The organism is Pseudomonas sp. I8001 (assembly GCF_013385345.1).
GTDB lineage: Bacteria > Pseudomonadota > Gammaproteobacteria > Pseudomonadales > Pseudomonadaceae > Aquipseudomonas.
The window spans coordinates 51,761-77,443 of record NZ_JACAQC010000030.1; the positions used below are offsets into that span (position 1 = coordinate 51,761).

Annotated in this window: 23 protein-coding genes; 15 read left to right on the top strand and 8 right to left on the bottom strand. The window is 61.2% G+C overall.

Translation table 11 applies throughout. The features are described from left to right. Positions 1-83: 83 nt before the first annotated feature. The 3 genes from HX839_RS20145 to HX839_RS20155 form a co-directional block, all read right to left on the bottom strand. On the bottom strand, positions 84-923 hold the full coding sequence (locus HX839_RS20145) for a transporter substrate-binding domain-containing protein (protein ID WP_003215621.1): 840 nt from the start codon (positions 921-923) through the stop codon (positions 84-86). A 74-nt stretch (positions 924-997) separates the two neighbouring features. Further along, on the bottom strand, positions 998-1,762 hold the full coding sequence (locus HX839_RS20150; RefSeq protein ID WP_023658742.1) for an amino acid ABC transporter ATP-binding protein: 765 nt from the start codon (positions 1,760-1,762) through the stop codon (positions 998-1,000). Positions 1,763-1,777: 15 nt separating this feature from the next. Further along, positions 1,778-2,743, bottom strand: coding sequence for an amino acid ABC transporter permease (locus tag HX839_RS20155; RefSeq protein ID WP_008434702.1), 966 nt, complete (start codon positions 2,741-2,743; stop codon positions 1,778-1,780). Between the two features lie 215 nt (positions 2,744-2,958). Here HX839_RS20155 and HX839_RS20160 point away from each other — a divergent pair, with 215 nt between their 5' ends. Next, a complete protein-coding gene (locus HX839_RS20160; protein ID WP_003215625.1) occupies positions 2,959-3,366 on the top strand; it encodes a VOC family protein in 408 nt (135 codons plus the stop codon). Between the two features lie 468 nt (positions 3,367-3,834). Here HX839_RS20160 and HX839_RS20165 read toward each other — a convergent pair whose 3' ends face one another. From HX839_RS20165 to HX839_RS20175, 3 genes are all read right to left on the bottom strand, one after another. Beyond that, the gene (locus HX839_RS20165) at positions 3,835-5,085 is read right to left on the bottom strand and encodes an NAD(P)/FAD-dependent oxidoreductase (protein ID WP_177022103.1); all 1,251 of its coding nucleotides are present in this window, start codon (positions 5,083-5,085) and stop codon (positions 3,835-3,837) included. Positions 5,086-5,194: 109 nt separating this feature from the next. Beyond that, the gene (locus tag HX839_RS20170) at positions 5,195-5,638 is read right to left on the bottom strand and encodes a type II 3-dehydroquinate dehydratase (protein ID WP_023658744.1); all 444 of its coding nucleotides are present in this window, start codon (positions 5,636-5,638) and stop codon (positions 5,195-5,197) included. 17 nt (positions 5,639-5,655) lie between these two features. Next, positions 5,656-6,090: a RidA family protein gene (locus HX839_RS20175; protein ID WP_003215629.1), complete on the bottom strand. Its 435-nt coding sequence runs from the start codon at positions 6,088-6,090 to the stop codon at positions 5,656-5,658. 217 nt (positions 6,091-6,307) lie between these two features. Between HX839_RS20175 and HX839_RS20180 the strand changes: the two genes are divergently transcribed. From HX839_RS20180 to HX839_RS20230, 11 genes are all read left to right on the top strand, one after another. Continuing rightward, positions 6,308-7,282 carry a LysR family transcriptional regulator gene (locus HX839_RS20180; protein ID WP_008434694.1) on the top strand — a complete coding sequence of 325 codons (975 nt, stop codon included), beginning with the start codon at positions 6,308-6,310 and terminating at the stop codon, positions 7,280-7,282. A gap of 380 nt (positions 7,283-7,662) precedes the next feature. Then, positions 7,663-9,180, top strand: coding sequence for an amino acid ABC transporter permease/ATP-binding protein (locus HX839_RS20185; RefSeq protein WP_177067600.1), 1,518 nt, complete (start codon positions 7,663-7,665; stop codon positions 9,178-9,180). A 35-nt stretch (positions 9,181-9,215) separates the two neighbouring features. Then, positions 9,216-10,088 carry a phytanoyl-CoA dioxygenase family protein gene (locus HX839_RS20190; RefSeq protein ID WP_003215632.1) on the top strand — a complete coding sequence of 291 codons (873 nt, stop codon included), beginning with the start codon at positions 9,216-9,218 and terminating at the stop codon, positions 10,086-10,088. Positions 10,089-10,116: 28 nt separating this feature from the next. Then, positions 10,117-10,950 carry an ABC transporter substrate-binding protein gene (locus HX839_RS20195; RefSeq protein WP_177067601.1) on the top strand — a complete coding sequence of 278 codons (834 nt, stop codon included), beginning with the start codon at positions 10,117-10,119 and terminating at the stop codon, positions 10,948-10,950. 94 nt (positions 10,951-11,044) lie between these two features. Next, positions 11,045-11,776, top strand: a complete 732-nt coding sequence (locus HX839_RS20200) for a class II aldolase and adducin N-terminal domain-containing protein (protein WP_008434687.1) — start codon at positions 11,045-11,047, stop codon at positions 11,774-11,776. A gap of 27 nt (positions 11,777-11,803) precedes the next feature. Further along, positions 11,804-12,481 (top strand): DUF1028 domain-containing protein, encoded by a 678-nt coding sequence (locus HX839_RS20205; RefSeq protein WP_177008656.1) that lies wholly within the window; start codon positions 11,804-11,806, stop codon positions 12,479-12,481. Next, positions 12,478-13,635, top strand: coding sequence for an acetylornithine deacetylase (gene argE / locus HX839_RS20210; RefSeq protein WP_003215645.1), 1,158 nt, complete (start codon positions 12,478-12,480; stop codon positions 13,633-13,635). The genes HX839_RS20205 and argE overlap by 4 nt, the downstream gene beginning before the upstream one ends. 401 nt (positions 13,636-14,036) lie before the next feature. Continuing rightward, positions 14,037-16,094 (top strand): methyl-accepting chemotaxis protein, encoded by a 2,058-nt coding sequence (locus HX839_RS20215; protein WP_177067602.1) that lies wholly within the window; start codon positions 14,037-14,039, stop codon positions 16,092-16,094. Between the two features lie 70 nt (positions 16,095-16,164). After that, positions 16,165-17,070 (top strand): transcriptional regulator GcvA, encoded by a 906-nt coding sequence (gene gcvA / locus HX839_RS20220; RefSeq protein ID WP_177067603.1) that lies wholly within the window; start codon positions 16,165-16,167, stop codon positions 17,068-17,070. 75 nt (positions 17,071-17,145) lie between these two features. Further along, positions 17,146-17,973 carry a DMT family transporter gene (locus HX839_RS20225; RefSeq protein ID WP_008434678.1) on the top strand — a complete coding sequence of 276 codons (828 nt, stop codon included), beginning with the start codon at positions 17,146-17,148 and terminating at the stop codon, positions 17,971-17,973. 43 nt (positions 17,974-18,016) lie between these two features. Continuing rightward, positions 18,017-18,778, top strand: a complete 762-nt coding sequence (locus tag HX839_RS20230) for an SDR family oxidoreductase (protein ID WP_003215653.1) — start codon at positions 18,017-18,019, stop codon at positions 18,776-18,778. Positions 18,779-18,839: 61 nt separating this feature from the next. On the opposite strand, the gene tkt is transcribed toward HX839_RS20230, so the two are convergent. Continuing rightward, positions 18,840-20,900, bottom strand: coding sequence for a transketolase (gene tkt / locus HX839_RS20235; protein WP_177022108.1), 2,061 nt, complete (start codon positions 20,898-20,900; stop codon positions 18,840-18,842). 189 nt (positions 20,901-21,089) lie between these two features. On the opposite strand from tkt, the gene HX839_RS20240 reads away from it, so the two are divergent. Next, complete coding sequence (locus HX839_RS20240) at positions 21,090-21,329, top strand: DUF465 domain-containing protein (RefSeq protein WP_003215657.1); 240 nt, start codon at positions 21,090-21,092, stop codon at positions 21,327-21,329. A 125-nt stretch (positions 21,330-21,454) separates the two neighbouring features. Here HX839_RS20240 and HX839_RS20245 read toward each other — a convergent pair whose 3' ends face one another. Continuing rightward, positions 21,455-22,813, bottom strand: coding sequence for a VOC family protein (locus HX839_RS20245; protein ID WP_177067604.1), 1,359 nt, complete (start codon positions 22,811-22,813; stop codon positions 21,455-21,457). A 38-nt stretch (positions 22,814-22,851) separates the two neighbouring features. Between HX839_RS20245 and HX839_RS20250 the strand changes: the two genes are divergently transcribed. Together HX839_RS20250 and HX839_RS20255 are read left to right on the top strand one after the other, a co-directional pair. Further along, positions 22,852-23,049 (top strand): hypothetical protein, encoded by a 198-nt coding sequence (locus tag HX839_RS20250; RefSeq protein WP_177022110.1) that lies wholly within the window; start codon positions 22,852-22,854, stop codon positions 23,047-23,049. Beyond that, positions 23,009-25,642 carry a glucosidase gene (locus HX839_RS20255; protein ID WP_177067605.1) on the top strand — a complete coding sequence of 878 codons (2,634 nt, stop codon included), beginning with the start codon at positions 23,009-23,011 and terminating at the stop codon, positions 25,640-25,642. The genes HX839_RS20250 and HX839_RS20255 overlap by 41 nt, the downstream gene beginning before the upstream one ends. Positions 25,643-25,683 lie beyond the last annotated feature (41 nt).

Genomic DNA, 25,683 nt, shown 5'->3' on the forward strand with positions numbered 1-25,683 from the left:
GAAGTCGGCCGTCCTTTTTTTGCGGCGCAGGCATACAGCGCGCCGCGTCGAGGACGGGGCGCCTGTACGGCCTGTGGGGTTTTTTACTGAACCTGGGTGAGGTCGGCGCCGTACCATTTCTCTGACAATTGCTTGAGCGTGCCATCGGCTTTCATGTCGGCGACGATCTTGGTCAGCGCGCTGTTGAACGCCTCATCGCCCTTGTCCACGGCGATGGCCAGGGGTTCGTAGTAGGCGGGTTTGCCTTCCACCCTGACGATGGGGTAGCCATTCTTGACGGCGGCGACGATGGTGGGCAGGGCGGACAGGGTTGCGTTCAGGCGCACCCCGTCTCCCATGCGCAGGTCATCCAGCGGGCCCATGCTGTCGCCGTACGTGCGAACTTCGCCGGGGGTGACTTCGTAAGTGAACGGCGGCACATCGGCGGCGTCGATCTTCAGGCGGCGGTTGATATAGTCCTCCGAAGTCGTACCGGCTTCGACGCCGATGATCTTGCCGTTCAGGTCCGCCACTTTGGTCTCGGCCGCGTCCTTGTGCACCGCGAATACATACGGCGTGTAGTAGTAGATCGCGGGGAAGTCGAGCACCCGGGTGCGCTCGGTGGTCGGGGTCATGGAGCCGACCGACAGGTCCCAGCGGCTCGACCAGCGCCCGGCGGTGATGATCCCGTATTCGGGCGTCACGAAGTCGACTTTGCTGCCCAGGCGTTTGCCGATTTCGCTGGCGACGTCGATATCGAAGCCTTGCAGCTTATTGTCCGGGCCCAGGAACGATTGCGGTGGCCAGTTGGCCGACGTGGCCACCTTGATCACCTTGGTTTCATGGATGCGATCGAGGGTCGAGCCCGCCCAGGCCGCACCTGTGAGGCTGGTGAGGGCGGTGGCGACAGCGGCTGCGGTGAAGAAGCGAGTGAACGAGATCATGGGTAAGCCTCCAGTATCTTGAGTGCGGTGCCTGTTGTTTTTATCGGTGACTTCGCAAGGTTCGACGGTGCTGCTCAGTGGCTGAGAATCTGCGACAGGAATTCCCGGGCACGCTCGTGCTGCGGGTTGTCAAAAAACTCGGTGGGTTTGGCTTGCTCGATGATGCAGCCCTGGTCCATGAAGATGATCCGGTCGGCCACCCGCCGGGCGAATCCCATCTCGTGGGTGACGCAGACCATGGTGATGCCGTCCTGGGCCAGTTCGCCCATCACGTCCAGCACTTCCTTGACCATCTCGGGGTCAAGGGCCGACGTGGGCTCGTCGAACAGCATAATGCGCGGGCGCATGCACAAGGCCCGGGCAATGGCGACGCGCTGCTGCTGGCCGCCCGAGAGCTGGCTGGGGTATTTGTCGGCCTGGTTCCCGATGCGCACCCGATCCAGGTATTCATAGGCCAGTTCCCGGGCCTGGGGCTCGCTGAGCTTGCTCACCAGACGCGGTCCCACCATGAGGTTCTCCAGCACCGTCATGTGCGGGAACAGGTTGAACTGCTGGAACACCATGCCGACCTGGCGCCTTATGCCCGCCACGCAGGCGGCATCACGGGTCAACTCGGTGCCCTCGATGAACACGTGGCCTTTCTGGAAGTCTTCCAGCAGGTTCAGGCAGCGAATCAACGTGGACTTGCCGGAGCCCGACGGCCCGCAGACCACCACGATTTCACCGCTGGCAATGTGCAGGTCGATGCCCTTGAGCACATAAAAATCGCCATACCATTTATGCATGTCCTGGATCGATATTGCAGGGTATGGAGCAGGGACTATTGAGGGCTGATTCATCGTCATGCTCCTGGTTCAGCGATGGGCGCGGTTGAAGTGCTTTTCCAGGCGGGCCTGGACGGTTTCCAGCACGATCGACAGCAGCCAATACAGCACGGCGGCGGTGATCAGCATTTCCAGGTGCCGGAACTCGGCGCGTCCCTGGGTTCGTGCCAGGAACATCAGCTCCCAGACGCCGATCACCGACACCAGCGAACTGTCCTTGAGCATCGAGATGAACTGGTTGCCCGTTGGCGGAATGATCAAGCGCATGGACTGCGGGAGAATCACCCGGGTCATCGTCTGGAACGGGTTCAGGCCAATCGCCCGCGAGGCTTCCCACTGGCCCCGCGAGATGCTGCTGATACCGGCGCGGAAGATCTCCGTCATGTAGGCGCCATAACACAGCGAGAGCGCCAGGATCCCGGCTGGAACCGCCCCGACGACATAGCCGAGCTGGGGAATGCCCAGGTAAATCAGATAGATCTGGATCAGCAGCGGAACGCCGCGGAAAAACGAGGTGTAGAAGCTCGCAATCGCAATCGCGAAGCCGTTGGAAGACAAGCGCGCGGTGGCGCCCAGCAGCGCCAGGACGAACGCAATCGCAATCGAAATCGCCGACACGTAGACGGTGGTGAACACCCCCTGGGTGATCATGAAGCCGATTTTGGTCGCGATGAAACTGTAGGAAAGGTTGAAGGTGTCGAAGAACAACAGGAACAGCACCAGCAACTCGCACCAGACCGTGATGATCTGCGCGCGCAAGGGAAAGCGACCAAGGATGAACAGGTTCAGCACCACCGTCAGGGTGAACGTGCCGCCCACTGCAATATCTCGTGCCAGTGGTGCCTTCAGGTCGAGAACGATGGGGCCCATCAAGTGGGAGAGGCGGCCTTCACCGACGCCGCAGGCGAGCGTGATGATGAAAATCACCACGGCCACCGCGCCCATGAATACCGCGCTGTCCGTCATGCGGGTCTTGACGATATGGTCTCTGTACATGGCTTACGCGCCCCGGGGTGAGCCCCTTTATTGTTGTAAGCCCATTATGGGTTGACGAAATGCCGGGCGGCACCCTGCGGATTGTTGGGATTTGCGGTTTTCATTGGCGTATGAGGGGATGGGAGCCGTACATATGCCGGGCGGAGTCATCAAGCTTTCGCCAGCAATCATTTCGCGCCAGACTCATGGGCATTCATTGCCCCAGGGTAGCCACCATGATTTCCCATGTGTTTTTAGGTACAGGTGATTTTGATCGGGCTTTTGCTTTCTATTCGAAGGTGATGGCTGAGTTGGGCCTCAGGTTGAAATTTTGCGATGCGGATAAACCGTGGGCCGGTTGGGTGGCTGAAACCGCACCTCGTCCGATCTTCGTCATTGGGGCGCCATTTGATGGCAACCCGAGTGCACCCGGGAATGGGCAGATGGTGGGGCTACTTGCGCCCAGTCGGGAAGCGGTTAGAAGAAGTTATACAGCGGCGTTGGCGCTCGGCGGGATATGTGAAGGAGAGCCTGGATTAAGGCCTCACTACCACCCCGATTATTACGGCGCGTATTTTCGAGATACTGATGGCAACAAGCTGTGCGTGTGCTGCCATGATCCACAAGCAAATTACCCTCGGTGAGGGTGAGTTGAACGAGCAAAAGCTGAGGCTGGGAACGCTGAACAGGGCTGAGGGCGTTGGGGCGGGTTTGGAACTGGGATTGAGGTAGTGATCCATGGCGCGCTGGGCGGCCTGGTGGAGTTTTGGATCGGAAGTTCCCGGAGGATTAGGGGTAACCTTGAACATTGTCTGGATGCTCCATTTTGGCCCCCGCCTTATCGCTACTAAACGAAAGGTGGCAGCTGTGTGCAGGTTAGTAGAGCGGATATTCCAGACAAAACCGGCGCGCCCGAGGGCGCCCTGCACACAGCCACCATTAAGCACAGACAAAGACGTCTGACAGATGATGCTTATGCACATTGCCTAGAATACTTCGGGCTACTAAACCCGATCACTGAGGTTTCAGCGACCGAGCAACCTTAGAGCCCCATACCCAAGCGCACAAGCCGGCGGATTCTGACGCAACTGTAGGCAATGGAGCAAGGCACCTCACGGCTTGCTATAGGCCATGTACTCATTCTGCAAGACAATATGGTCGGCCACGTACTTCGCATCATGCCAAACCCCGTAGATAAACGAAGACGCGCGGTTCACCAGGTTCGGCAAACCCAAAAAGTAAATTCCGCTTTCCGCCGAAATCCCGCGCTTATGGAAAGGCTCACCTTTCTCGTCGAACGCATTCACTTTCAACCAACTGAAATCAAAACTGAAACCCGTGGCCCACAGAATCGTGGTCACACCGGCCTCAGCCAAATCCAGGCTCAGGATCGGATTCACCAGGCACTCCGGGTCAGCCAACAATTCCCACGCCTCAGGCTCCGGCGCAAACGGCAGGCCGTTCTGCTCGATATAGGCGTCGGCATCCCGCAGTACATCAAAGTAGGCACGGTCACCTTCAGCCACGTTAGCCGCCAGGCCGGGCTCAAACTCCATCACGCCTTCATTCCACGACCGAGTAACACCCACCAGCGTAATGCCCATGTGCGCCAGGCGGCGGAAGTCGACGGTCTTGCCGCCTTCATAGCCACTGACGGCAAACGCCACATGCTTCTTCTTCGGCTGGATTTTGACCTCGTCCCACAAGCCCAGCGCGCCCAGCCACCAGCAGTAATCACGGCCACGATACGAGCGAGGAGGGCGATAGTGTTCGCCCACCGAGAGGTACACGGTCTTGCCGGCCTTTTGCAGTTCCTCGGCAATTTGTGAACCCGATGCGCCAGCGCCCACCACCAACACAGCACCTTCGGCCAACTGGCCGGGATTCTTGTAGGCCGAGGAGTGCAGCTGTTGAACCGTGGCGTGTGCGGGCACCAGATTCGGAATGGACGGACGTTGAAACGGGCCTGTCGCCGCAACAACGTTGGTGGCCTCGATCACACCCGCCGAGGTGGTCACCTTGAACCCGGGGCGACCCACGTGGCGTTCCACTTGCTGCACTTCAACCCCGGTGCGCACCGGAGCCTTCAGCATGTTCACGTACTCTTCAAAGTAGGCCGCCATGCGCTCTTTCGGCGGGAAGCTCTCGGGGGAAATGCCTTCGAATTTCATGCCGGGAAAACGGTCGTGCCAGGCCGGGCCGTTGGCGACCAGCGAGTCCCAGCGCTCGGACCGCCAGCGCTCGGCGATGCGGTTACGCTCCAGCACGATGTGCGGCACGCCCATGAGTGACAGATGCTCGCTCATGGCGACCCCCGCCTGGCCTGCGCCCACCACCAGGGTGTTGATCTTTTCAACTGACATGTGAGCTTCCTAAAGATAAGCGACCATCGACCGGTATCAGTGTGATCAAGCAACCGCCAGCCGGAAATTATGCTTTTTGAACGTAGAGGTTAGGCAAAACCAAAGCCCTTCAATCGGCCTCCAGCAGCTCGGCCACCGCCGTCAGGGCCAGGCGGTAGCCCAGCGCGCCGAGGCCTGCGATCACGCCGGTGGCGGCTTTGGACACATAGGAGTGATGACGGAAAGCCTCGCGCTTCCAGATGTTGCTCATGTGCGCTTCGATGATCGGGCCGTCGAACGCCAGCAGCGCATCGAGAATCGGCACCGAGCTGTAGGTCAGGCCGGCGGCGTTGATGATCACCGCGTCGGCGTTGAGCCGGGCCTCCTGAATCCAGTCCACCAGCACCCCTTCATGGTTGCTCTGGCGAAAATCCAGGGTCAGGCCCAGTTCGATAGCGTGGCGCTGGCAGCACGCTTCGATGCTGGCGAAGCTTTCGCTGCCGTAGGTGCCGTTCTTGTCCAGCCCGTACAGGTTGGCGTTGGGGCCGTTGAGGAAATACACAGTGCGGGGCATGGCAAGCTCCAGGTGGCTCATGGTTGCTGGTTGGGGTTCCAGTCATCCGGCACCACCGCAATCACATCGATCTCCATCAACCACTCCGGCTGGCCCAGACCCGAAATCACCAGGCCGGTGGAGATCGGGAACACGCCCTTGAGCCATTTGCCGACCTCCTGGTACACCGGTTCGCGGTAGCGCGGGTCGATCAGGTAGGTGGTGGTCTTCACGATGTGCGACAAATCGGAACCGGCTTCCTCCAGCAGTTGCTTGACGTTTTTCATTGCCTGTTCGGCTTGCGCGCGCGGGTCGCCGAGGCCGATCAGGTTGCCGTCGAAGTCCGTGCCGATCTGGCCACGTACATAAATGGTATTGCCGGCGCGCACGGCCTGGCACAGGTCGTTGTCCAGCGCCTGGTTGGGGTAGGTCTGCTTGGTGTTGAACATGCGGATACGGGTATGGGTGGGCATTGCTGGCAACTCATGAGGCGCGGAATAAATCCAGCTTCACATTGGCCTCGCCCGCGCGAAACCAGCATTTGCGCGAGGTAATGCTTAGGCAAAACCGAAGCGCCATCCGCCGGCGTCAGCGTCGGGCTAAAACAGCAATCGGCATGAACCATGCAACGCTGTGTTTGAGGCAGGCGGCGCCGGCTTGGCGTCAGCTTATTGATGATGTGGAGGCGTGATGCTCAGTCGTATTACCCAGCGCCAACTGGAATATTTCGTGGCTTCCGGTGAGGCAGGCAGCATCAGTGCGGCGTCTGAGCGCATTCATGTGTCGTCGCCGTCTATCTCGGCTGCGATCACCCACATGGAGGCCGAGTTGGGCATCCAGCTGTTTGTGCGGCATCACGCCCAGGGCATTTCCCTCACGGCAGTGGGGCGCCAGGTGATGCAGGAGGCCAAGCTGATCCTGGAGCAGATGACCAACCTCTACACCATCGCTTCCGAGTCGCTGAACACCGTGCGCGGACCGCTGCGGGTGGGTTGCCTGGAGTGGCTGGCGCCGATGATCACCCCTGAGCTGGTGTTTGGTTTTGGCCGCGCGTTTCCAGGTGTACGCCTCACGCAAGTGGAGGGCAACCACGAGGAAATGCTGGAAAAACTGCGCAGCGCCGAGATCGATATCGCCCTGACCTACGACCTGGTGACCAGTGACGACATCGACTTCCAGCCGCTGGCGCAATTACCGCCGTATGTGATGGTGGGTGAGTACCACCCGCTCGCAAGTCTGTCGGCGGTGAGCATGCTCGACCTTGAGGATTACCCGGTGGTGCTGCTGGACACGCCCTGGAGTCGGGAATATTTCCTCAGCTTCTTTATGCAGGCCGGTACCACACCGAACATCATCATGCGCTCCAGCAACCTTGAAACCGTGCGCTCGATGGTTGCCAATGGCATCGGCTATTCCTTCGCGAATGCCCGGCCCAAAGCCAATCTTTCCCAGGACGGCAAGCGCTTGATCCGCCTGCGCTTGTCCGGCCCGCACCGGCCCATGCAGCTGGGCTATGCCACGGCGAGCAATACCCAATTGTCCCGCGTGGTGTCGGCGTTTGCCGAGCGTTGCCGCATGTTCGTTTCAGACCAGTACATCCCGGGCATGGCGGCCCCGAGCTTTTTTGATGCCCATGCGGTGCGCACCCTGAACGGCGCGGGCTGAGCCGCGTGCTTTCCTGCTTTTCTGTGGGAGCTGGCTTGCCTGCGATGCAGGCACCTCGGTCTTCCAGGTACACCGGGGCGATGCTATCGCAGGCAAGCCAGCTCCCACAGGGGATCGCGTTTGCTTCGCACCAAGATGTGGCGCTGATTGCCTGATGGGCGAGGTGTCGCCCCATTAAGAGACAGGCTGTTTTACCAGTCCAGTCGTCACCCAGGGAACGGTGACGCTGCGTAGGTTCTCCCTACCCAATAGGCCGGCTTTTACGAATTGACCCCAAGGGCCTCTCCCCACGAATCTCAGTCCATCGGTGCAGATCAGGGTTCGACCTTCACGTTGAGCATTCGGTGGGCATTTTCATTTTTTTGTCGAGCACAGTGACGATGACTTTCAACTGGAATTACATGTTTGGTTTGCTGGCCGATGCCGAGTTCTGGCGGGCGACATGGACGGTCATCCAGCTCAGTTCGTTGACATGGGTCCTGAGTATCGCGCTGGGCTTCCTGCTGGCCCTGGCCAAGCAGTCAAAGCACGCGCTGATTAGCCTGCCGGCGCGTGGCTATATCTGGTTGTTCCGCAGCCTGCCGCTGCTGGTGCTGCTGATCTTCATCTACAACCTGCCACAGGCGATTCCCGCCACGTCGGTGATTCTGGCGGACCCGTTCTGGGCCGGCCTGCTGGCGCTGGTGATCTGCGAAACCGCCTATGTCGCTGAGATTCACCGGGGCGGCCTGCTGTCGATTCCCAAAGGTCAGAGCGAGGCCGCCCGGGCACTGGGGCTGAAGTTTTTCGGGATCCAGTGGCGGGTGGTGATCCCGCAGGCATTGCGGGTGGCGCTGCCGTCGCTGGCCAACGAATACATCTCCATCGTCAAGCTGACCTCGTTGGTGTCGGTGATTTCGCTGACCGAGATCCTGATGGTCGGCCAGCGCCTGTATTCGCAGAATTTCCTGGTGATCGAGACGATGGCGGCGGTGGCTTTTTTCTACGTGTTCATCGTCACGGTGTTCGACTTCCTGCTCAAACGGCTCGAGCGTTTTCTCGACGTCAATCAACGCAACGTGTCCCGGGTACCTGATGCCGAGGTGCTGGCGCTGGCGACCCGACAGCACGTCGCCCTGCAACGCCCTGTCAGTACCGAAGGCCCGGCGCTGCAGGCCAGCCGGCTGCACAAGGCCTACAACGATGTAGAGGTACTGGGCTCGGTCAACCTGCAGATCCAGCCCGGCGAAGTAGTGTCGGTGATCGGGCCTTCGGGCTCCGGAAAAACCACCCTGATTCGCCTGCTCAACGGTCTTGAGCAACTGGACAACGGCGAGATCCAGATCAACGGCCAACCCTTTATTCACCTGAACAAAGTCGGCGCGCAGAAGCCGCAGTATGTCGAGCACGCCGAGCATCGCCTGAACATCGGCATGGTGTTCCAGAGCTTCAATCTATTCCCGCATCTGAGCGTGCTCGACAACTTGCTGATGGCGCCGAAGTACCACCACCTCGGCAAGCTGGATGAGCTGAAGCAACAAGCCTACGCGCTGCTGCACAAGGTCGGCATGCTCGATCACGCCTGGAAGTACCCGCATCAGCTTTCCGGTGGCCAACAGCAGCGCGTGGCCATCGCCCGCGCCCTGATGATGCGCCCGCAAATCATGCTGTTTGACGAGCCCACCTCGGCCCTGGACCCGGAAAAAGTCAACGAAGTCCTGCAGGTCATCGAGGCCCTGGCCCAGGAAGGCATCACCATGGTGATCGTCACCCATGAGATGAATTTCGCGTTCAAGGTCTCCGACCGGATCGTGTTCATGGAGAGAGGCCGTGTGGTGTGCGACGACACGCCGCAGGCGCTGCGCAGCGGCGAAAACCCACGTGTGGAGGCGTTCCTCAAGGACGTCTCGCTGGCGTAACCCCTTTAACGTTCGAGCGACAAGAGAGCCACAACATGATCGAGCAAGCGCAAATTGAACAGTTTCACCGGGACGGTTTTCTGGTGGTGCAAGACGTGCTGTCGGCTGAAGAAGTCGCCGCGTTGCAGCACGACTTCGACCAGTGGGTAGAAGACAGCCGCAGCCATGAACAGGGCTGGGGTGAAACGGCAGATGGCCGTGCGCGTTTCGACCTGGAAGGCGACCATCGCCCGGATCATCCCTCGCTGCGCCGAGTGAGTTCGCCCACCGAAATTTCGCCGGCATACCAGCGTGTGGCGTTGCATTCGCGGATGGCAGCGATCTCCGCGCAACTGATCGGGGGCGGCGGCACGCGTTTTCATCACAGCAAGATCAACTCGAAACTGCCCCACACCGCCACGCAGGTGAAGTGGCACCAGGACTTCCTGTTCACGCCCCACAGCAATGACGACATCGTCACGGCCTTGCTGATGGTCAGTGAAGTCACACCGCAGAATGGCCCGTTGAATGTGATTCCCGGCAGCCACAAAGGCCCGTTGTGGTCCCACTGGCACGACCAGCGTTTCACCGGTTCGGTGGACGACACGGTGGTCGACGACCTGTGCCACGACCCGGTCGCCTGTTATGGCCCGGCCGGTTCCGTGTGCTTCATGCACACCCGTCTTTTGCACGCTTCAAGCCCTAACGAGACCGAACTGCCGCGCACCCTGTTCATCAGCGTCTACGCCGCTGAAGACGCGCTTCCATTCGGCGAAAACCCGCTGCCCAGCGCGCACGCCGGCCTGATAGTGGCCGGTGAAGAAAGTGGGCTGGTGCGTTCCACGGAAAACCACCTGCGCTTGCCGCAGAAGCCCCGTGGCGCCTCTTTCTTTGTGCAACAGGCCGGCCAGGATTCAGTCACTGCCTAACCTTCTTCTCACCTTGCAGGGTATTACCATGACAGCGTTTCAGATGATTGCTCGCCCTATTGCCGTGTGCCTGCTGGGCGCTGCGGTTGCAATGACGTCGTTGGCGGCTTCGGCTTTCCAGAAAGACGGGAAAATCGTCGCAGGTTCCGATGTGACCTTCTTTCCCTATGAATACATGGATAACAACAAGCCCGCCGGCTTTGATATCGAATTCATGGATGGCCTGGCCAAGACCATGGGGCGCACCGTCGAGACCCTCGACACGCGCTTTCCCAACCTGATCACCGGCCTGCAGGCGGGGCGATTCGACGTGACCAACTCTTCGATGTACATCACCGCCGAACGGGTGAAAGTCATCGATATGATTCCCTACCTGAAAAGCGGTGAGTCGATCCTGACGCTCAAGGGCAGCGACTTCCAGCCCAAGACCCCTGAAGAGTTCTGCGGCCACAAGATCGGCTCGATGGGCGCCACCTCCTGGCTGGCGCAGATGCACAAGCTGTCGGATGAGTACTGTGTGAAGAAAGGGCTGAAGCCGATCGCGATCAGCGAGTACAGTACCGACCCGCAAACCACCCAGGCCTTGCTGGCTCATGCTGTTGAAGCGCAGATCACCGATGCGGCCGTGGCCCGTGGCGCAGTGGAAAAACTCGGCGGGCGCGTGGTGATTTCTTCCGATACCTTGATCTACCCGGTGTTGAACGGCTTTGGTGTGAAGAAGGGCAATGACGATGTCAAGAACGCCTTGATCGAAGGCATCAAGAAGTTCAGCGCCACCCCTGAATACGCCGCCTTGCTCAAGAAATACAACTTCCAGGCGCCTACCGATGCCGACATCGCCGAGCTGATGCCGAAGTCCTGACCGGAAACTGTTCACTTAAGGAACACGCCATACCTGTGACGAGCGAGCTTGCTCACTACAGATTATGGGGTACTTGTCCTGCGGAGAAAGCTACATGGCGTTATCACTTGAAGAGCAAACCCGCATCGACCTGGCGGCAACTTTCCGCATCGTTGCGCACCTTGGCATGCATGAGGCAGTGGCCAACCATTTCAGCGCTGCGGTGTCGGCCGACGGCAAACAGTTCCTGCTCAACCCGAAGTGGAAGCACTTCTCGCGTATCCGCGCCAGTGACATGCTGCTGTTGAATGCCGACGACGCCGGCGGTGCCGATCATCCGGAGGTAGACGCTACCGCCTGGTCGATCCACGGGCAGATTCACCGGCTGTTGCCGCAAACCCGCGCCGTGCTGCACCTGCACCCGGTGTACACCACGGCGGTAGCCTGCCTGGCCAAGCCGCATATCCCTGCGATCGACCAGAACACCGCGCGCTATTTCAATCGCGTGGCGGTGGACGAGCTGTACGGTGGCATGGCCGACACCGAGGCCGAGGGCGAGCGCCTCGCCGGTTTGCTGGATGGCAAGAGCCGCTTGTTGATGGGCAACCATGGGGTGATGGTCACAGCCACCTCCATCGGCGAGGCATTCGATGATATCTGGACCCTGGAGCGCGCCTGCCAGATCCTCGTCACGGCGTGGTCCACCGGCCAGCCGCTGCGGATACTGTCTGACGAAGTGGCTGAAAAGACCGCGCGGGGATGGGAAGGCATCACGGATTTCTCGCAACGGCATTTTGAAGAAATGAAGCAGTTGATGATCGACGCCGACCCTTCGTTGCTCGACTGATTTCACCCCTCACAGGCAGGAACCCCCATGACCTTTTCGGTTGTCGCCCGCTGTGCCGAAACCGGCCAGTTGGGTATCGCTATCAGCTCGTCGAGCATTGCCGTGGGCGCCCGTTGCCCGTGGCTGCGCCCCGGCGTGGGCGCGGTGGCGTCGCAGAACATCACGTTGCCGGCCCTCGGCCCGCAAACCCTGGACCTTTTGGCCCAGGGCATGGCCCCGAGCGAGGCGCTGGCCACCGCGCTCACCCCGCAGAGCTGTAGCGAATATCGCCAGGTGACAGTGATCGATAGCACTGGCCGAACCGCACACTTCAGCGGCGCGCAGACTCTGGGCATCCACCACGCGGTCAGCGGCGAGCAATGCGTGGCGGCAGGGAACATGCTGGCGAATACCGGTGTGATCGAAGCCATGGTGCGCGCCTTCGAAGATACGCCCGGGCATCTCGCCGACCGGTTGCTCGCCTCCATGCAGGCGGGGGCGGCGGGAGGCGGCGAGGCGGGGCCAGTACATTCTGCCGCGCTGGTGGTGGTCGGTGACCACCTGTGGCCCATCGTCAACCTGCGGGTGGACTGGGCCGACGTGGATCCGATCGGCACCCTGGACCAACTCTGGCAGGCCTATCGCGGGCAAATGCAGGACTATATCGACCGCGCCATCAACCCGCAAAGCGCCCCTGGCTACGCGGTGCCGGGAGATGACCGATGAGCCGCAGCCGTGACCTGCTGGCGCACCTGGTCAGCTTTGACACCACCAGCCGCGAATCCAACCTCGCCCTGATCGACTTCGTGCGCAACTACTTGCAGCACCATGGCGTGAGCTGTGAATTGTTGTTCAACGAGCAAAAGAGCAAAGCCAATCTGTTGGCCACCATAGGTCCGGCGGAGGTGCCCGGTATCGTGCTTTCGGGCCATACCGACGTCGTACCTGTAGACGGTCAGTGCTGGAGCGTTGCGCCGTTTGAACTGACCGAGAAGGATGGCAAGCTGTACGGGCGTGGCACCGCCGACATGAAGGGCTACCTCGCCTGCGTGCTGGCCAGCGTACCGGCGCTGGTGCAGGCACCGCTGCGCATGCCGGTGCATATCGCGCTGTCTTACGATGAAGAGGTGGGCTGCCTGGGCGTGGGATCGCTGATCGAAGCGTTCCATGCAAAAACCGTCAAGCCGTTACTGTGCGTGATCGGCGAACCGACCGAACTCAAGCCGGTGCTGGGCCACAAGGGCAAGCTGGCGATGCGTTGCGAGGTACATGGCGCGGCGTGCCATTCGGCGTATGCGCCGTCGGGTGTGAACGCCATCGAATATGCCGCGCTGTTGATCATCGAACTGGGCCGGCTCGGTGAAGAACTCAAGGCGCCGCAACATCACGACGGGAGTTTTGATCCGCCGTTCTCCACCGTGCAAACCGGCATGATTGCCGGTGGCAACGCCCTGAATATCGTCCCGCAAAACTGCAGCTTCGACTTCGAAGTGCGCTCACTGCCCGCACAGAATCTCTGGCACGTCGCGGACCAACTGCGGGGTTACGCCGAGCACACCTTATTGCCCGCGATGCAGGCGGTGAGCGGGCAGTGTGCAATCCACTTCAGTGAGCTGTCGAGTTACCCAGGGTTGTCGACATCAGCGCAGAGCCAGGCGGCTGAATGGGTTGCCGACTTCTGTGGCTCTCAGGCATACGGCACAGTGGCGTTCGGCAGCGAAGGCGGGCTGTTTGATCAGGCGGGCATTCCCACCGTGGTATGTGGACCGGGCAGCATGGACCAGGGGCACAAGCCTGACGAGTTCATCAGCGTTGCGCAGCTTGAGGCCTGTGACCGGATGCTGGAGAAAGTGTTGGTGTTTGCCAGTCGGCAATCCTGATTCAGCAAGCACCCATCCTGTGGCGAAGGAACTTGTTCCCGTTGGGCTTCGAAGCAGCCCTAAACCCTGCAATCGATATCGACCTGACGGACTACCAGTGCCTGTTTTGGGGCCGCTTCGCAGCCCAGCGGGAGCAAGCTCCCTCGCCACAGGTTGTCGGCCGCCCTCACGCTTGCGGTATTGGTCAGACGTTACCGATCTGCCACCTGCGCTGAGTGCTTTCGCCCCATTTTCGCGCACGGTACAGCGTGTTTTGCACGACGTCCCGCCTATCCAGCGGGCCCGACAACAGCGGTCCGTTTCTTGCTAGAGCCAGCTTAATCAATGACATGGCATTTTGCCGTCAATCATTTCAAAGCTTGATTCGCTGTAGAGGCGAGTGGTTCTAGGAGTAGTCGGACATGCAAAGTGTGTTGTCGCCAGGTATCCGCCTGCTCGGACGTTTTGGATTCGCGCGCAAGTTCCAGATCCTGTTTTTCCTGTTCATGCTGCCCCTGGCAGGCAGCCTGTGGATGATCGCGCAGGAGTACCGCACCAAGCTGACGGTGATTTCCAACGAGCAATCCGGGGTGCGCGAACTGCTGGCGCTGGATGCCCTGGACGCCCAACTGACCGCCCAGCGCAACCTGGCGGCGCGCTGGAAAGCTGCCGACATCCTCCACGACCAGACACCCACGGCCAAGGCGGCCATGACTGCGGTCGATACCAATTTCCCGCTGATCCTGCAAAGCGTGCAGGCCCTGGGCGAGGCCCTCAAAGCCCAGAACGCCCGCCCGGACACCCTTGCACGCTTTGAGGCATTGCAAGCCTCGGTCACGGGCATGGATTCCCAATCCCTGCGCACCGTGGGCTGGTGGCCGGATGGTTATGACCGCTTCACGTCTGCGCTGAGCGCGATGCAAACCCTGCGCGAACAGATCACCATGGACACCGGGTTGATCCTCGATCCGTGGCTTGAAACCTATTTGCTGATGCAGATTTCCACCCAGCAAACCCCGGACCTGATCGAGCGTATCGGGCGTATGGCGAGCGTCGGGCAGTCATCCATCGCATCGGGGCAGTTCACCCTGCAAAGCCGTTTGCAGATGCGTGATTTGCGCGGTCGCATCGGCGATGCAAGGGACCAGTTGGTCAAGGCCGCCGCATCCCTCAAGGCCAAGCAATACCCGGGGCTGCAAACCTGGATCGCGCCATACGACGACAGCTTGCAACTGCTGGACAACGAGCTGAAGACCCTGGATGAAGGCGTGTTCGGCGGCACCATCAAGCTCGATACCACCGGCTTCGAACGCAGTGTGGATGGCATGCTTGGCGCCCTCGGCGCGTTGCGTAAACAGTCGCTGACCTCGCTGGACGCGCGCCTGGGTTACTACCGCGACAGCTCGCTCAAGCAATTCATCCCGGTGGCGGTGACGTTCAGCGTGCTGGCGCTGGCAGCCCTGTACCTGTTCGTGTGCTTGCAGGCATCGATTCGCCGCAGTGCCAGCGGCATCACCACCCTGGCCGAATCCCTGCGCGACGGTAATCTGTGCGTTGAAGTGGCGGTGGAAGGGCGCGATGAACTGGCGGCCATCAGCACGGCGCTCAACGTGGCGGTGGTGCAGTTGCGCACCAGCCTGCTGGGGGTCAATCACGAGACGCAGCAGTTGGGCTCTGCGGTGCTGACACTCAATTCGCAATCGGGCAGCACGCTGACCGAAGTGGAAGACCAGCAACAGCAGATCAGCCAGATTGCAGCGGCCGCCACACAGCTGGCCGCGACCTCCATGGGCGTCGCCAAGAGCTGCGAGCAGGCCTCCGGCAGCGCGCAGAAAACCCGGCAGATTGCCGAGGACAGCAGCCGCGACAGCCAGCGCACCACCGCGAGTATCCAGCAACTCAACCAGCGCTTGACCGACACCTCCGATGCATTGGAGCGCGTCAGCCAGCAGGGCCAGCAGATCCAGTCGGTGGTTGACACCATTCGGGGTATCGCCGAGCAGACCAACCTGCTGGCGCTGAACGCTGCCATCGAGGCTGCGCGGGCCGGTGAACAGGGGCGGGGATTTGCGGTGGTGGCCGATGAGGTGCGCAGCCTCTCGCAACGGACCCAGGCCTCCACGGCGCAGATCGCCGGCACGGTGGACAGTTTGCGCGCGACGGTGAGCCAGGCGGTCACCCTGATGGGCGTGGCCTGTGAGCAGGCGGTGACCGATGCCGAGTCCGTCACGGGCCTGGGCCATCGCCTGGGGGAGATCGCCAGCGCGGTGCAGAGCGTCACTGACACCCTGGCGCAGATCGCCACGGCGGTTGAGGAGCAGGCAGCGACGGCGGATGAAGTGAGCGGCAATATCCAGCAGGTTGACCAGGCCGCCGGGCGCTTGCTCGACGGCGCGCGGGCGGTGAACCAGGCGGCGGATAGGTTGAGCAAGGGCAGCCGGGCGCTGAGCGACAACACGGCGCGGTTTCAGCTGGGTTGAGGGGCGGCCTACAGCGCAATGGATAGATGTTCTATCATGAGCATCTATTCATAAACGGTGAAGCAATGCCATGAGAGACCTGCCACCCACCTCGACATTGCGCGCCTTTGAGGTTGCCACACGCCACGCAACCTTCACTTCGGCTTCAGAAGAGTTGCATGTCACCCAGAGTGCCGTCAGCCATCAGCTCAAACACCTTGAAGAACTCTGGGGGTTGCAGTTGTTCCAGCGGGGCAAGTCACTCAGCCTGACGCCTGCCGGAGCAGCCCTTGCGCCGATCGTGCGCGAGTTTTTCATGAACCTTGAGGCGACACTCGCGGACCTGCGCGAGCAAAAGGGCAGGGTCCGGCTCAAGGTCAGTACCACCTATTCCTTCGCGCTGAAATGGCTGCTGCCCCGATTGCCGAGCCTGGCCCAACGGCACCCTGAAATATTGGTCACCCTGGACTCCAGCGACAAGATCATCAACTTTTCAAGCGCGGAGGCTGATGTTGCGATCCGCCTGGGCAACGGGAATTACCCGGCGCTGTACTCGGAGTTCCTGTTCCGCGAGCAGATTTTTCCGGTGGCCAGTCCCGATCTGTTGAAACGCTTTGGCCGGCCACACACACCCGCCGAATTGCTGCGCTATCCCTTGCTGATGCGCGACGGCGCCGACCTGGTGCCGAAGTGGGAAGTCTGGTTCCAGCACGTCGGGCTCGCGATTGCGCCGCTCAAGGAAAGTGTCAGGTTTGCGGATACCAACATGACGATAGAGGCGGCCTTGCTCGGCCAGGGCATTGCATTGGCGCGCAGTGGGCATGTGGAGTCAGAGCTGAGCGGTGGCAGCCTGGTGAGGCTGTTCGATGTGCCGTTCCCGTCACCGGTCGCTTATTACTTTGTCTGCCCCAAAGGCATCGAGTCCCAGCCGCATATCGTCAGCTTTCGTGATTGGCTGATGCAGGAAGCCGTAAACGCCGGACTGGCTTACGAATAAAGCATGAGGATTTGCTCATTCTTCAATGAGCAGACTTCGCTTCAGTTAAGGCGCCGGTTTGCTTAGGATGGGCGCATGCCTTATCCCATTATTCTCCTGGTCCTCTTCGCTGCCTTACTGCACGCCAGTTGGAATGCGCTGCTGCGTGGCGGCGCCGACCGACTCTGGTCGATGACGGTGATGTGCCTGGCGGTCGCTATCGCCAGTGGCGGCGTTGCGGTGTTCCTGGACCCTCCGGCGCCAGCCAGCTGGTTTTATGTGGTGCTGTCAGCGGTGCTGCACGTGGGCTACAACCTGTTCCTGGTGCGCAGCTACAAAGTCGGAGACCTGGGGCAGACCTATCCGATTTCACGCGGCTCCTCGCCGGTGCTGATCACCCTGGGTGCCGCGGTGTTTGCCGGGGAGAGTGTCTCGGCCAGCTCGCTTCTGGGCATTGCCCTGGTGTCGGGCGGCATCATTTCCCTGGCGTTCAGGGGGCGCCGGCTCGCCGTTCCCAGCCTGCCATACGCCCTGGGCACCGGCTGTTTCATTGCCGCCTACAGCGTGACAGACGGCATCGGCGCGCGCCTGTCGGGTGCGCCGATGGCCTACACGGTATGGATGTGCGCCTTGTGGGGCGTGTTGATGCCGGCGGTGTATATCGGCCTGCGGGGCCCGAAAAGTCTGTTCAGCCTGCGGCCCGGGTTTTTCACGGCCTTCGCCGGTGGGCTGGTGTCGCTCCTGGCCTACGGAATCATTATCTATGCCATGGCCGGTGCGCCCATGGGCGCAGTCTCGGCCTTGCGCGAGACCAGCGTGCTGTTTGCGGCACTGATCGGCTATTTCTTCCTGGGCGAGACACTGACGGTCCGCAAGGTGCTGGCGTGCGTGGTGATTGCCACCGGCACCATCCTGATCGGCTGACAGCAGGCAAAGCATTTTCCACCACCACATGAAGGTTCGCGCAATGGATACCGTCCCGCAGGCACCGCTGATTCTGATAACAGGTGGAAGTCGTGGCGTTGGCGCCGCCACCGCGCGGCTGGCCGCCGCACAAGGTTATGACGTGGCGATCAGCTTCGTTTCCGATGAGTCTGCCGCCCTCGCGGTGGTGGCGGATGTAGAAGCGGCAGGGCGCCGGGCGTTGGCCGTACGCGCGGACAGCGCAGACCCGGAGCAGGTCGTCCAGTTATTTGCGGCGATAGATCGGACGTTCGGGCGCATCGATGTGCTGGTTAACAACGCCGGGATCAACGCATTGCAGTCCCGGGTCGAAGACTTGCCGTTCGAGCGAATGCAGCGGATTTTCGCGGTCAACGCGATCGGGCCGATGCTGTGTGCCCAGCAAGCGGTGAAGCGCATGTCGTTTCGTCACCAGGGGCGGGGTGGTGCCGTGATCAATATCTCGTCGGCATCCGCCCGGCTGGGCAGCCCCAACGAATATGTCGACTACGCCGCATCAAAGGGGGCTCTCGAGACCTTCACCATCGGGTTTGCCAAGGAAGTGGCCAGGGAGGGAATACGCGTCAACTGCATCCGCCCGGGGCATATCTACACCGACATTCACGCCAGTGGCGGGGAGCCAGGGCGGGTTGATCGCGTAAAGGATTCGATCCCCATGGGCCGCGGCGGCCAGCCTGAAGAAGTGGCTCGGGCGATCCTGTGGCTGGCAGGCGCCGAGGCGTCCTTCATCACCGGTACGTTCCTGGATGTCACCGGCGGGAAATGAGCAGCAGGGCGTGGCGCCGAGGTTTCCCTCGGTAGGCCACGCCCGGCATGCATGCACTGGGTCAGCTGTTGAGCCTGACTTGCTCCTTCGCCAGCTTCACCACATTGTCCAGGGTAAAGCCGAACTTGGCCTGCAACTTGGACAGCGGTGCCGAGGCGCCAAAGCTGTTCATCACCACCTTGGCCCCGGTTTGCCCCACGTAGCGGTCCCAACCCAACGGGCCGGCCTGTTCCACCACCAGGCGTGCCTTCACTGCGGGTGGCAGCACGCTGTCGCGGTAGGCCTGGTCCTGTTCTTCGAACAGTTCCCAGCTCGGCATCGACACCACTTGCGCCGCCACGCCTTCAGTCTTCAGTTGCTCATAGGCTTCCACGGCCAGGCTGACTTCACTGCCGGTGGCCATCAGGATCACCTGGGGCTTATCGGCGCCGGCCAGCACATAAGCACCACGGGATGTACCCGTCGCCGCTGCGTATTTCGTGCGGTCCAGGGTCGGCAGGTTCTGCCGCGACAGCACCACGCAGGTTGGCCGATGGGTCTGGGCCAGGGCGATCTTCCAGGCTTCCAGGGTTTCATTCGCGTCGCCCGGGCGCAGGGTCAGCAATCCCGGCGTCGCCCGCAACTGGGTCAGGTGTTCGATGGGCTGGTGAGTGGGGCCGTCTTCGCCGACACCAATCGAGTCATGGGTAAACACGAACACCACCGGCAGTTCCATGATCGCCGCGAGACGAATCGGCGGTTTCATGTAGTCGCTGAACACCAGGAAGGTCGAGGTGTAGGGCCGCAGGTACGACAGCGCCATGCCGTTGGCAATCGCGCCCATGGCATGTTCACGAATGCCGAAGTGCAGGTTGCGCCCGCCGTAGTTCTCGGCGCTGAAGCGCCCGGCGTCGTCGAACGTCAGGTTGGTCTTGGTGGACGGCGACAAGTCGGCCGAGCCCCCCAGCAGCCACGGGATCTGCTTGGCAAACGCATTCAACACCTCGCCCCCGGCGGCACGGCTGGCGACGCCCTTGGCATCCGCGGCGAAGCTCGGCAGTTGCTCCTGCCAATGCTCGGGCATCTCGCCGGCACGCATGCGGCGCAGTTCATCGGCCAGTTCCGGTTCGTACTGTTCGAGGTGGGACAGGGTCTCAGTCCATTGCTCATACAGCGGCTTGCTGCGCTTGAGCAGTGCATCCCGCAGGACCGTGCGCGCTTCATCCGGCACCAGGAAGCTTGAGTCTTCGGGCCAGCCGTACGCGGCTTTGGTCAGGCGGATTTCTTCTTCGCCCAAAGGCTCGCCATGGGCCGACGCGGTGTTGTGCTTGTGGGGCGAGCCATAGCCGATCACGCTGTCGACCACGATCAGCGTCGGTGCCCCAGTGTTTTTCTGGAACGTGCTCAGCGCGTCGCTCAGGGCCAGCAGGTTGTTCGCATCGGTGACGTGCAAGGTGTGCCAGCCATAAGCCTGGAAACGCTTGATCACGTCTTCGCTGAAGGCCAGTTCAGTGTGGCCTTCGATGCTGATGGTGTTGTTGTCGTAGATCCAGCACAGGTTCTCCAGCTTCAAGTGCCCGGCGATGGACGCGGCTTCGCTGCTGATGCCTTCCATCATGTCGCCGTCGCCGCACAGGGTGTAGACGTTGTAGTCGAACAGCACCTGGTCGTCACGGTTGAAACGCTTGGCCAGCCAACGCTCGGCCATGGCCATGCCGACGCTGTTGGCGCACCCCTGGCCGAGGGGGCCGGTGGTGGTTTCCACACCGGTGGTCATGCGGTATTCGGGGTGGCCGGGGGTTTTGGAGCTCATCTGCCGGAACTGCTTGATGTCGTCCAGGCTGATGGCCGGTTGGCCGGAGCGCTTGCCGTGGGCATCAATCTCCACCACACCGGCCAGGTGCAGCAGCGAATACAACAGCATCGAGGCATGGCCCACCGACAATACGAAACGGTCACGGTTGGGCCAGTCGGGGTGCTCGGGGTGATAACGCAGGAAGCGGCTCCACAAGGTGTAACCGACGGGCGCCAGGCCCATGGGCGTGCCGGGGTGGCCGGAGTTGGCCTTTTGCACAGCGTCCATGGCGAGGGTACGAATGGTGTTGATGCACTGGGTGTCGACAGCGTTGGCAGCGTGATTCATGGAACCTGTTCTCCATCGGGTGACGATCTACAGTGGAGGGCAGCGTGCGCCAAAGGTTTTATGAAATCGTCTGCCCCGCGACGAACGGGGACGCAAACGCGACAGGTTGATCTCAAACATGACAAGAGCCCGCCGGATGGGCTAGCTTCAAGGGGTATTCAGTCAATGATCAACTTGCGGAGGTACTCCATGCCAGTGAAACACGACCTGTATCAGGACCTGGGTTTGAGCAAGGAAGCTATTCATGAACGCAGGGCGAGCGATAACCGATTGGATTCGCTGCTCCACCAATACGACAGCGCCGACAAGGAGGTGCTGGAGCTTGAGTCCTCAAGCGGCGGTGACGAGGAGCTGGAGAAGCTGAAGAAGAAACGCCTGTTGATCAAAGACAAGATCGTCGAGCAACTGGAGAAAGCGACGGCCAAGTAGAAGATTTGTTCAGAATTGCCCGAAAGACAGCAGCACCGCCGCTGCCTATCATGCCAACCGTTCGCCCGGCACTGGGGCTCTTAGACGGCGCATGGAATGCGCTGTGGCCGGGCGAACTCTCTCTTTCAAGCCAGCAGCGCGCGCTTGCATTCGTCAATCGAGCGCTGCTGGGTTTCACCGTACAACTTCAACTCGTCGATAGTCTGGCGACCCAAGGCCTTTTCAAACTCGGCCTGGTTGGAGTTGGCCGCGTAGTGACTCTGCGCCGCATCCCCCAGGTTCGACTGGAAAATCCCCGCCGCACTCACCGGCAGAAAATCTTCGTACACCAACGGCTCCACGTCCACGTGGCCGGCGGCGATCAGTTCGTCCAGGGTTTTAAACTTGTCCGGGGCGGCCAAGCCTTTCTCGGTTACGAAGTAGCGGAAGTACGCCAGCTCCTGCTCACGCATCTGCTGGTAATTATCGGGAAACGCCTGGAAGTGCTGCTCCATCAATTCGGTGTAGCGCCCGGCATTGGCCTCATTCGGAAACGCGCCCAATTCATCCCGTGCGGCATTCAGCAATTGGTCGTACAGCGCGCGGCCCTTGGGGGTCAGCGCCACGCCGCGTTGTTCGATTTCACCAAAGCGCGCGCTGTGGCTGCCCTTGGCATCGGTAAAGGCAATGGCTTCATCCAGGGCCTTGAAGCTGGTCTGGCGCAGCAGGATCGGGCACTGGCGGCGGGGCGGGCCTTCGATCACGGCCTTGGGGGTGATGCCTTTGCCGGGCATCGCGGCCTGCACCTGGTCGATGTCCAGGGTGCGCGGTGTCAGGTGGTTGATGTGCGGGCCCTTGAAGGCGACCACGTCGGCGATCAGCCGGTGCTGGTCGCTCAGTTGCTGGTATTGCGCGGCCGTGACGGTGGCGGTGTGGTGCCAGCGGAAGGTTTCCAGGGCTTGCTGGATAAACTCTTCGGCATGGGCGACGTCGAGGCCGCCGTCGGCTTCGGCTTGCTGGATCAACTCAAGGGCGCGTGGGGTGAAGATCGAACGCTTGGCCAGGGCTGACTGGGCGAAGGCCCGCAGTTCCGGGTTTTCGATCAGCTCCAGGCGCAGCAGCGAAGTGAACACCCGGAAGGGGCTGGTTTGCAGGGCGCTTTCATGCACGGCGCGAAAGGCGGTGGAGTGCACCGGTACCCCGGCCGGCGTGAGGTCGTAATAGCCCACCGGCTGCATGCCCATCACCGCAAACAGGCGGCTGATGGTGGCCAGTTCTTCAGCGGTGCCCAGTCGGATGGCGCCGTGGCGCTCCCTGTCCAGGCGCTGGATTTCCCCGGTGCGCTTCAGTTGGTGCGCCAGCGCGGTGTCGGTTTCCAGCACCCGGGCATTGGTCTCGGCCACCAGTTCCATCAGTGCGCCATACAGCGGCACTTCATCACGGTACATGTCGGACATGGCTTTGGAGAAGCCTTTGCGAATCTCGTCAGGGCTGACGGTGGGCATAGAAAAATTCCTGGCGGCTATAGAGAGGAAAAGCACGGATGCCTGATTTTGTTGGGCCTGCCGGCGCCTTGCAAACGAAGATTCCTCTGGACTTCATTCTGCAAATGAATGAGCTGGATGACGTCAGCTTCACGTGCATCTCACCGTCGAAGGGCTCTACACTGGCCGTCACCTCTGAACGCGACGGAAGACTCGATGACGGCACAGCCTGCGACGAACATTCTGGAAACGATTGAAGGCCAGCGCCTGGCCAAGCCTGACGGCGAGCGCTGGCGTGACTGGGGCCCCTACCTGAGCGAGCGGCAATGGGGCACGGTGCGCGAAGACTACAGCGCCGACGGCGATGCCTGGCGCTACTTCCCCCACGAACATGCCCGCAGCCGCGCCTACCGCTGGGGCGAGGATGGCCTGGCGGGCTTCAGCGACAAGGCCCAGCGCTGGTGCCTGGGCCTGGCGCTGTGGAACGAGCACGACGCGATCATCAAGGAGCGTCTGTTCGGCCTGAACAACGCCGAGGGCAACCACGGCGAAGACGTCAAGGAACTGTACTTTTTCGTCGATGGCGTGCCGAGCCATGCCTACATGCGCATGCTCTACAAATACCCCCACGCGGCCTTTCCCTACGATGACCTGATCACCGAGAACGCCCGCCGTGGCCTTGGAGATGCCGAATACGAGATCCTCGATACCGGAGTTTTCGAAGACAACCGCTATTGCGATGTCACCGTCGAATACGCCAAGCACCAGCCCGATGATGTATTCATGCGCATTACCGTGCACAACCGTTCAGACCAACCCACACGCCTGCAGGTGTTGCCGCACCTGTGGGCGCGCAACGACTGGAGTTGGACCCACGATGCGCCCAGGCCCGAGTTGCGCCTGGAGGGCGAACAGGTGGTGGCGCGGCACCATGAGCTGTTCGATCGCCACCTCAGTGCCTGGGGCCAGGACGGGGTCGAATGGCTGTTCTGCGAGAACGAAACCAACTACCCCAGGCTGGACGGGCAACCGGCGCCGGGGCCGTTCAAGGACGGGATCAACGACTATGTGACTACGGGCCTGGAATCGGCGATTCGCCGGGATTCGGGCACGAAAGTGGCCGCGCGTTTCATCCTGGAACTGGCGGGCCAGGAAAGCAAAACCCTGTACCTGCGCTTCGCCCCGGCGGAGGCTCCGTGGATCAATGCGCGCAAGCTGTTCGAAGAACGCCGTCAGGAGACTGATGATTTCTACGCGGCGCTGCAGCAGGGCATCGCCGATGAAGACGCACGCAACGTGCAGCGCCAGGCCCTGGCCGGGTTGCTGTGGTCCAAACAGCTGTACTACTTCGACGTGAATCAATGGCTCGACGGCGACCCGGCCCAGCCCGCGCCGCCGCCCGAGCGTTTGCATATCCGTAATACCCATTGGCGGCACTTGTCGAATTTCGACATTCTCTCGATGCCCGACACCTGGGAGTACCCGTGGTATGCCTCCTGGGACCAGGGGTTCCAGGCGGTGGCCGTTGCCCTGATCGACCCCGGTTATGCCAAGCAGCAACTGTTGCTGTTGGTGAAAGACCGCTTCATGCACCCCAACGGTCAGTTGCCGGCCTACGAGTGGCGTTTTGACGACGCCAACCCGCCGGTGCATGCCTGGGCCAGTTGGCGGGTGTATCAGCAGGACAAGGCGCTGAATGGCGTGGGCGACATGGATTTCCTGGAGCGGATCTTCCACAAGCTGCTGCTGAATTTTTCCTGGTGGGTCAACCGCAAGGACGCCGAGGGCCGCAACCTGTTCCAGGGTGGGTTTCTCGGGCTGGACAACATTGCGCTGTTTGATCGCTCGGCTGATTTGCCGCCGGGTTATCAGCTGGACCAGGCGGACGGCACGGCGTGGGTAGCGGCGTATGCGCTGGACCTGATGCGTATCGGTCTGGAGTTGGCCAAGCGCAATGTCGTGTATGTGGATATCGCGGTGAAGTTCTTTGAGCACTTCCTGTATATCGCCGGGGCGATCAACCGCGTCGACAATGGCGATGAAGGCTTATGGGATGAGCAGGATCAGTTTTTCTATGACGTGCTGCATCGGCCTGGCGGTGAAAGCGAACCGGTGCGCCTGCGCTCCATCGTCGGCCTGATGCCGCTGTTTGCGGTGCTGGTGCTGGAGCAGCGCGAGCATGAAGGGTTGGAGGGTTTGCGCGAGCGGTTGCTGGGGTTTATGAAGCATCGGCCGGACCTGGCCAAGCTGGTGTCGCGCTGGAACGAGCCTGGGCAGGGTAATCGCCTGCTGCTGGCGCTGTTGCGGGGGGAGCGGACCAAGGATTTGCTGCGGCGCATGCTGGATGAGTCTGAGTTTCTCTCGACGTTTGGTGTGCGGTCGCTGTCGAAAGCGTTTGCCGAAGAGCCGCTGGCGCTGAAGATGAATGGCAATACGCTGTGTGCCCGTTATGAGCCGGCAGAGTCGGATTCGCGGTTGTATGGGGGTAACTCCAACTGGCGTGGGCCCTTGTGGATGCCGGTCAATTACATGCTGATTGAGTCGCTGCGGGAGTTTCATCGGTACTACGCGGATAATTTCTCGGTGGAGTATCCGGCGGGGAGTGGGTATCTGGCGTCGCTGGAGGAGGTTGCCGATGGGCTCAGTCAGCGGTTGACGCGATTGTTTCTGAGGGATGAGAACGGTTCGAGGCCGTCGATGGTCGGGTATGCGCAGTTGGAGGCGGATCCGGCCAGTCGCGATCTGGTGTTGTTTCATGAGTACTTTCATGGCGAGACGGGGCGGGGGTTGGGGGCTTCGCATCAGACGGGGTGGAGTGCGTTGGTGGCGCTGTTGTTGCAGCCTCGATAGGGGGCATATCCGTTATTTAGGTGATGGCTGATATCGGTTCC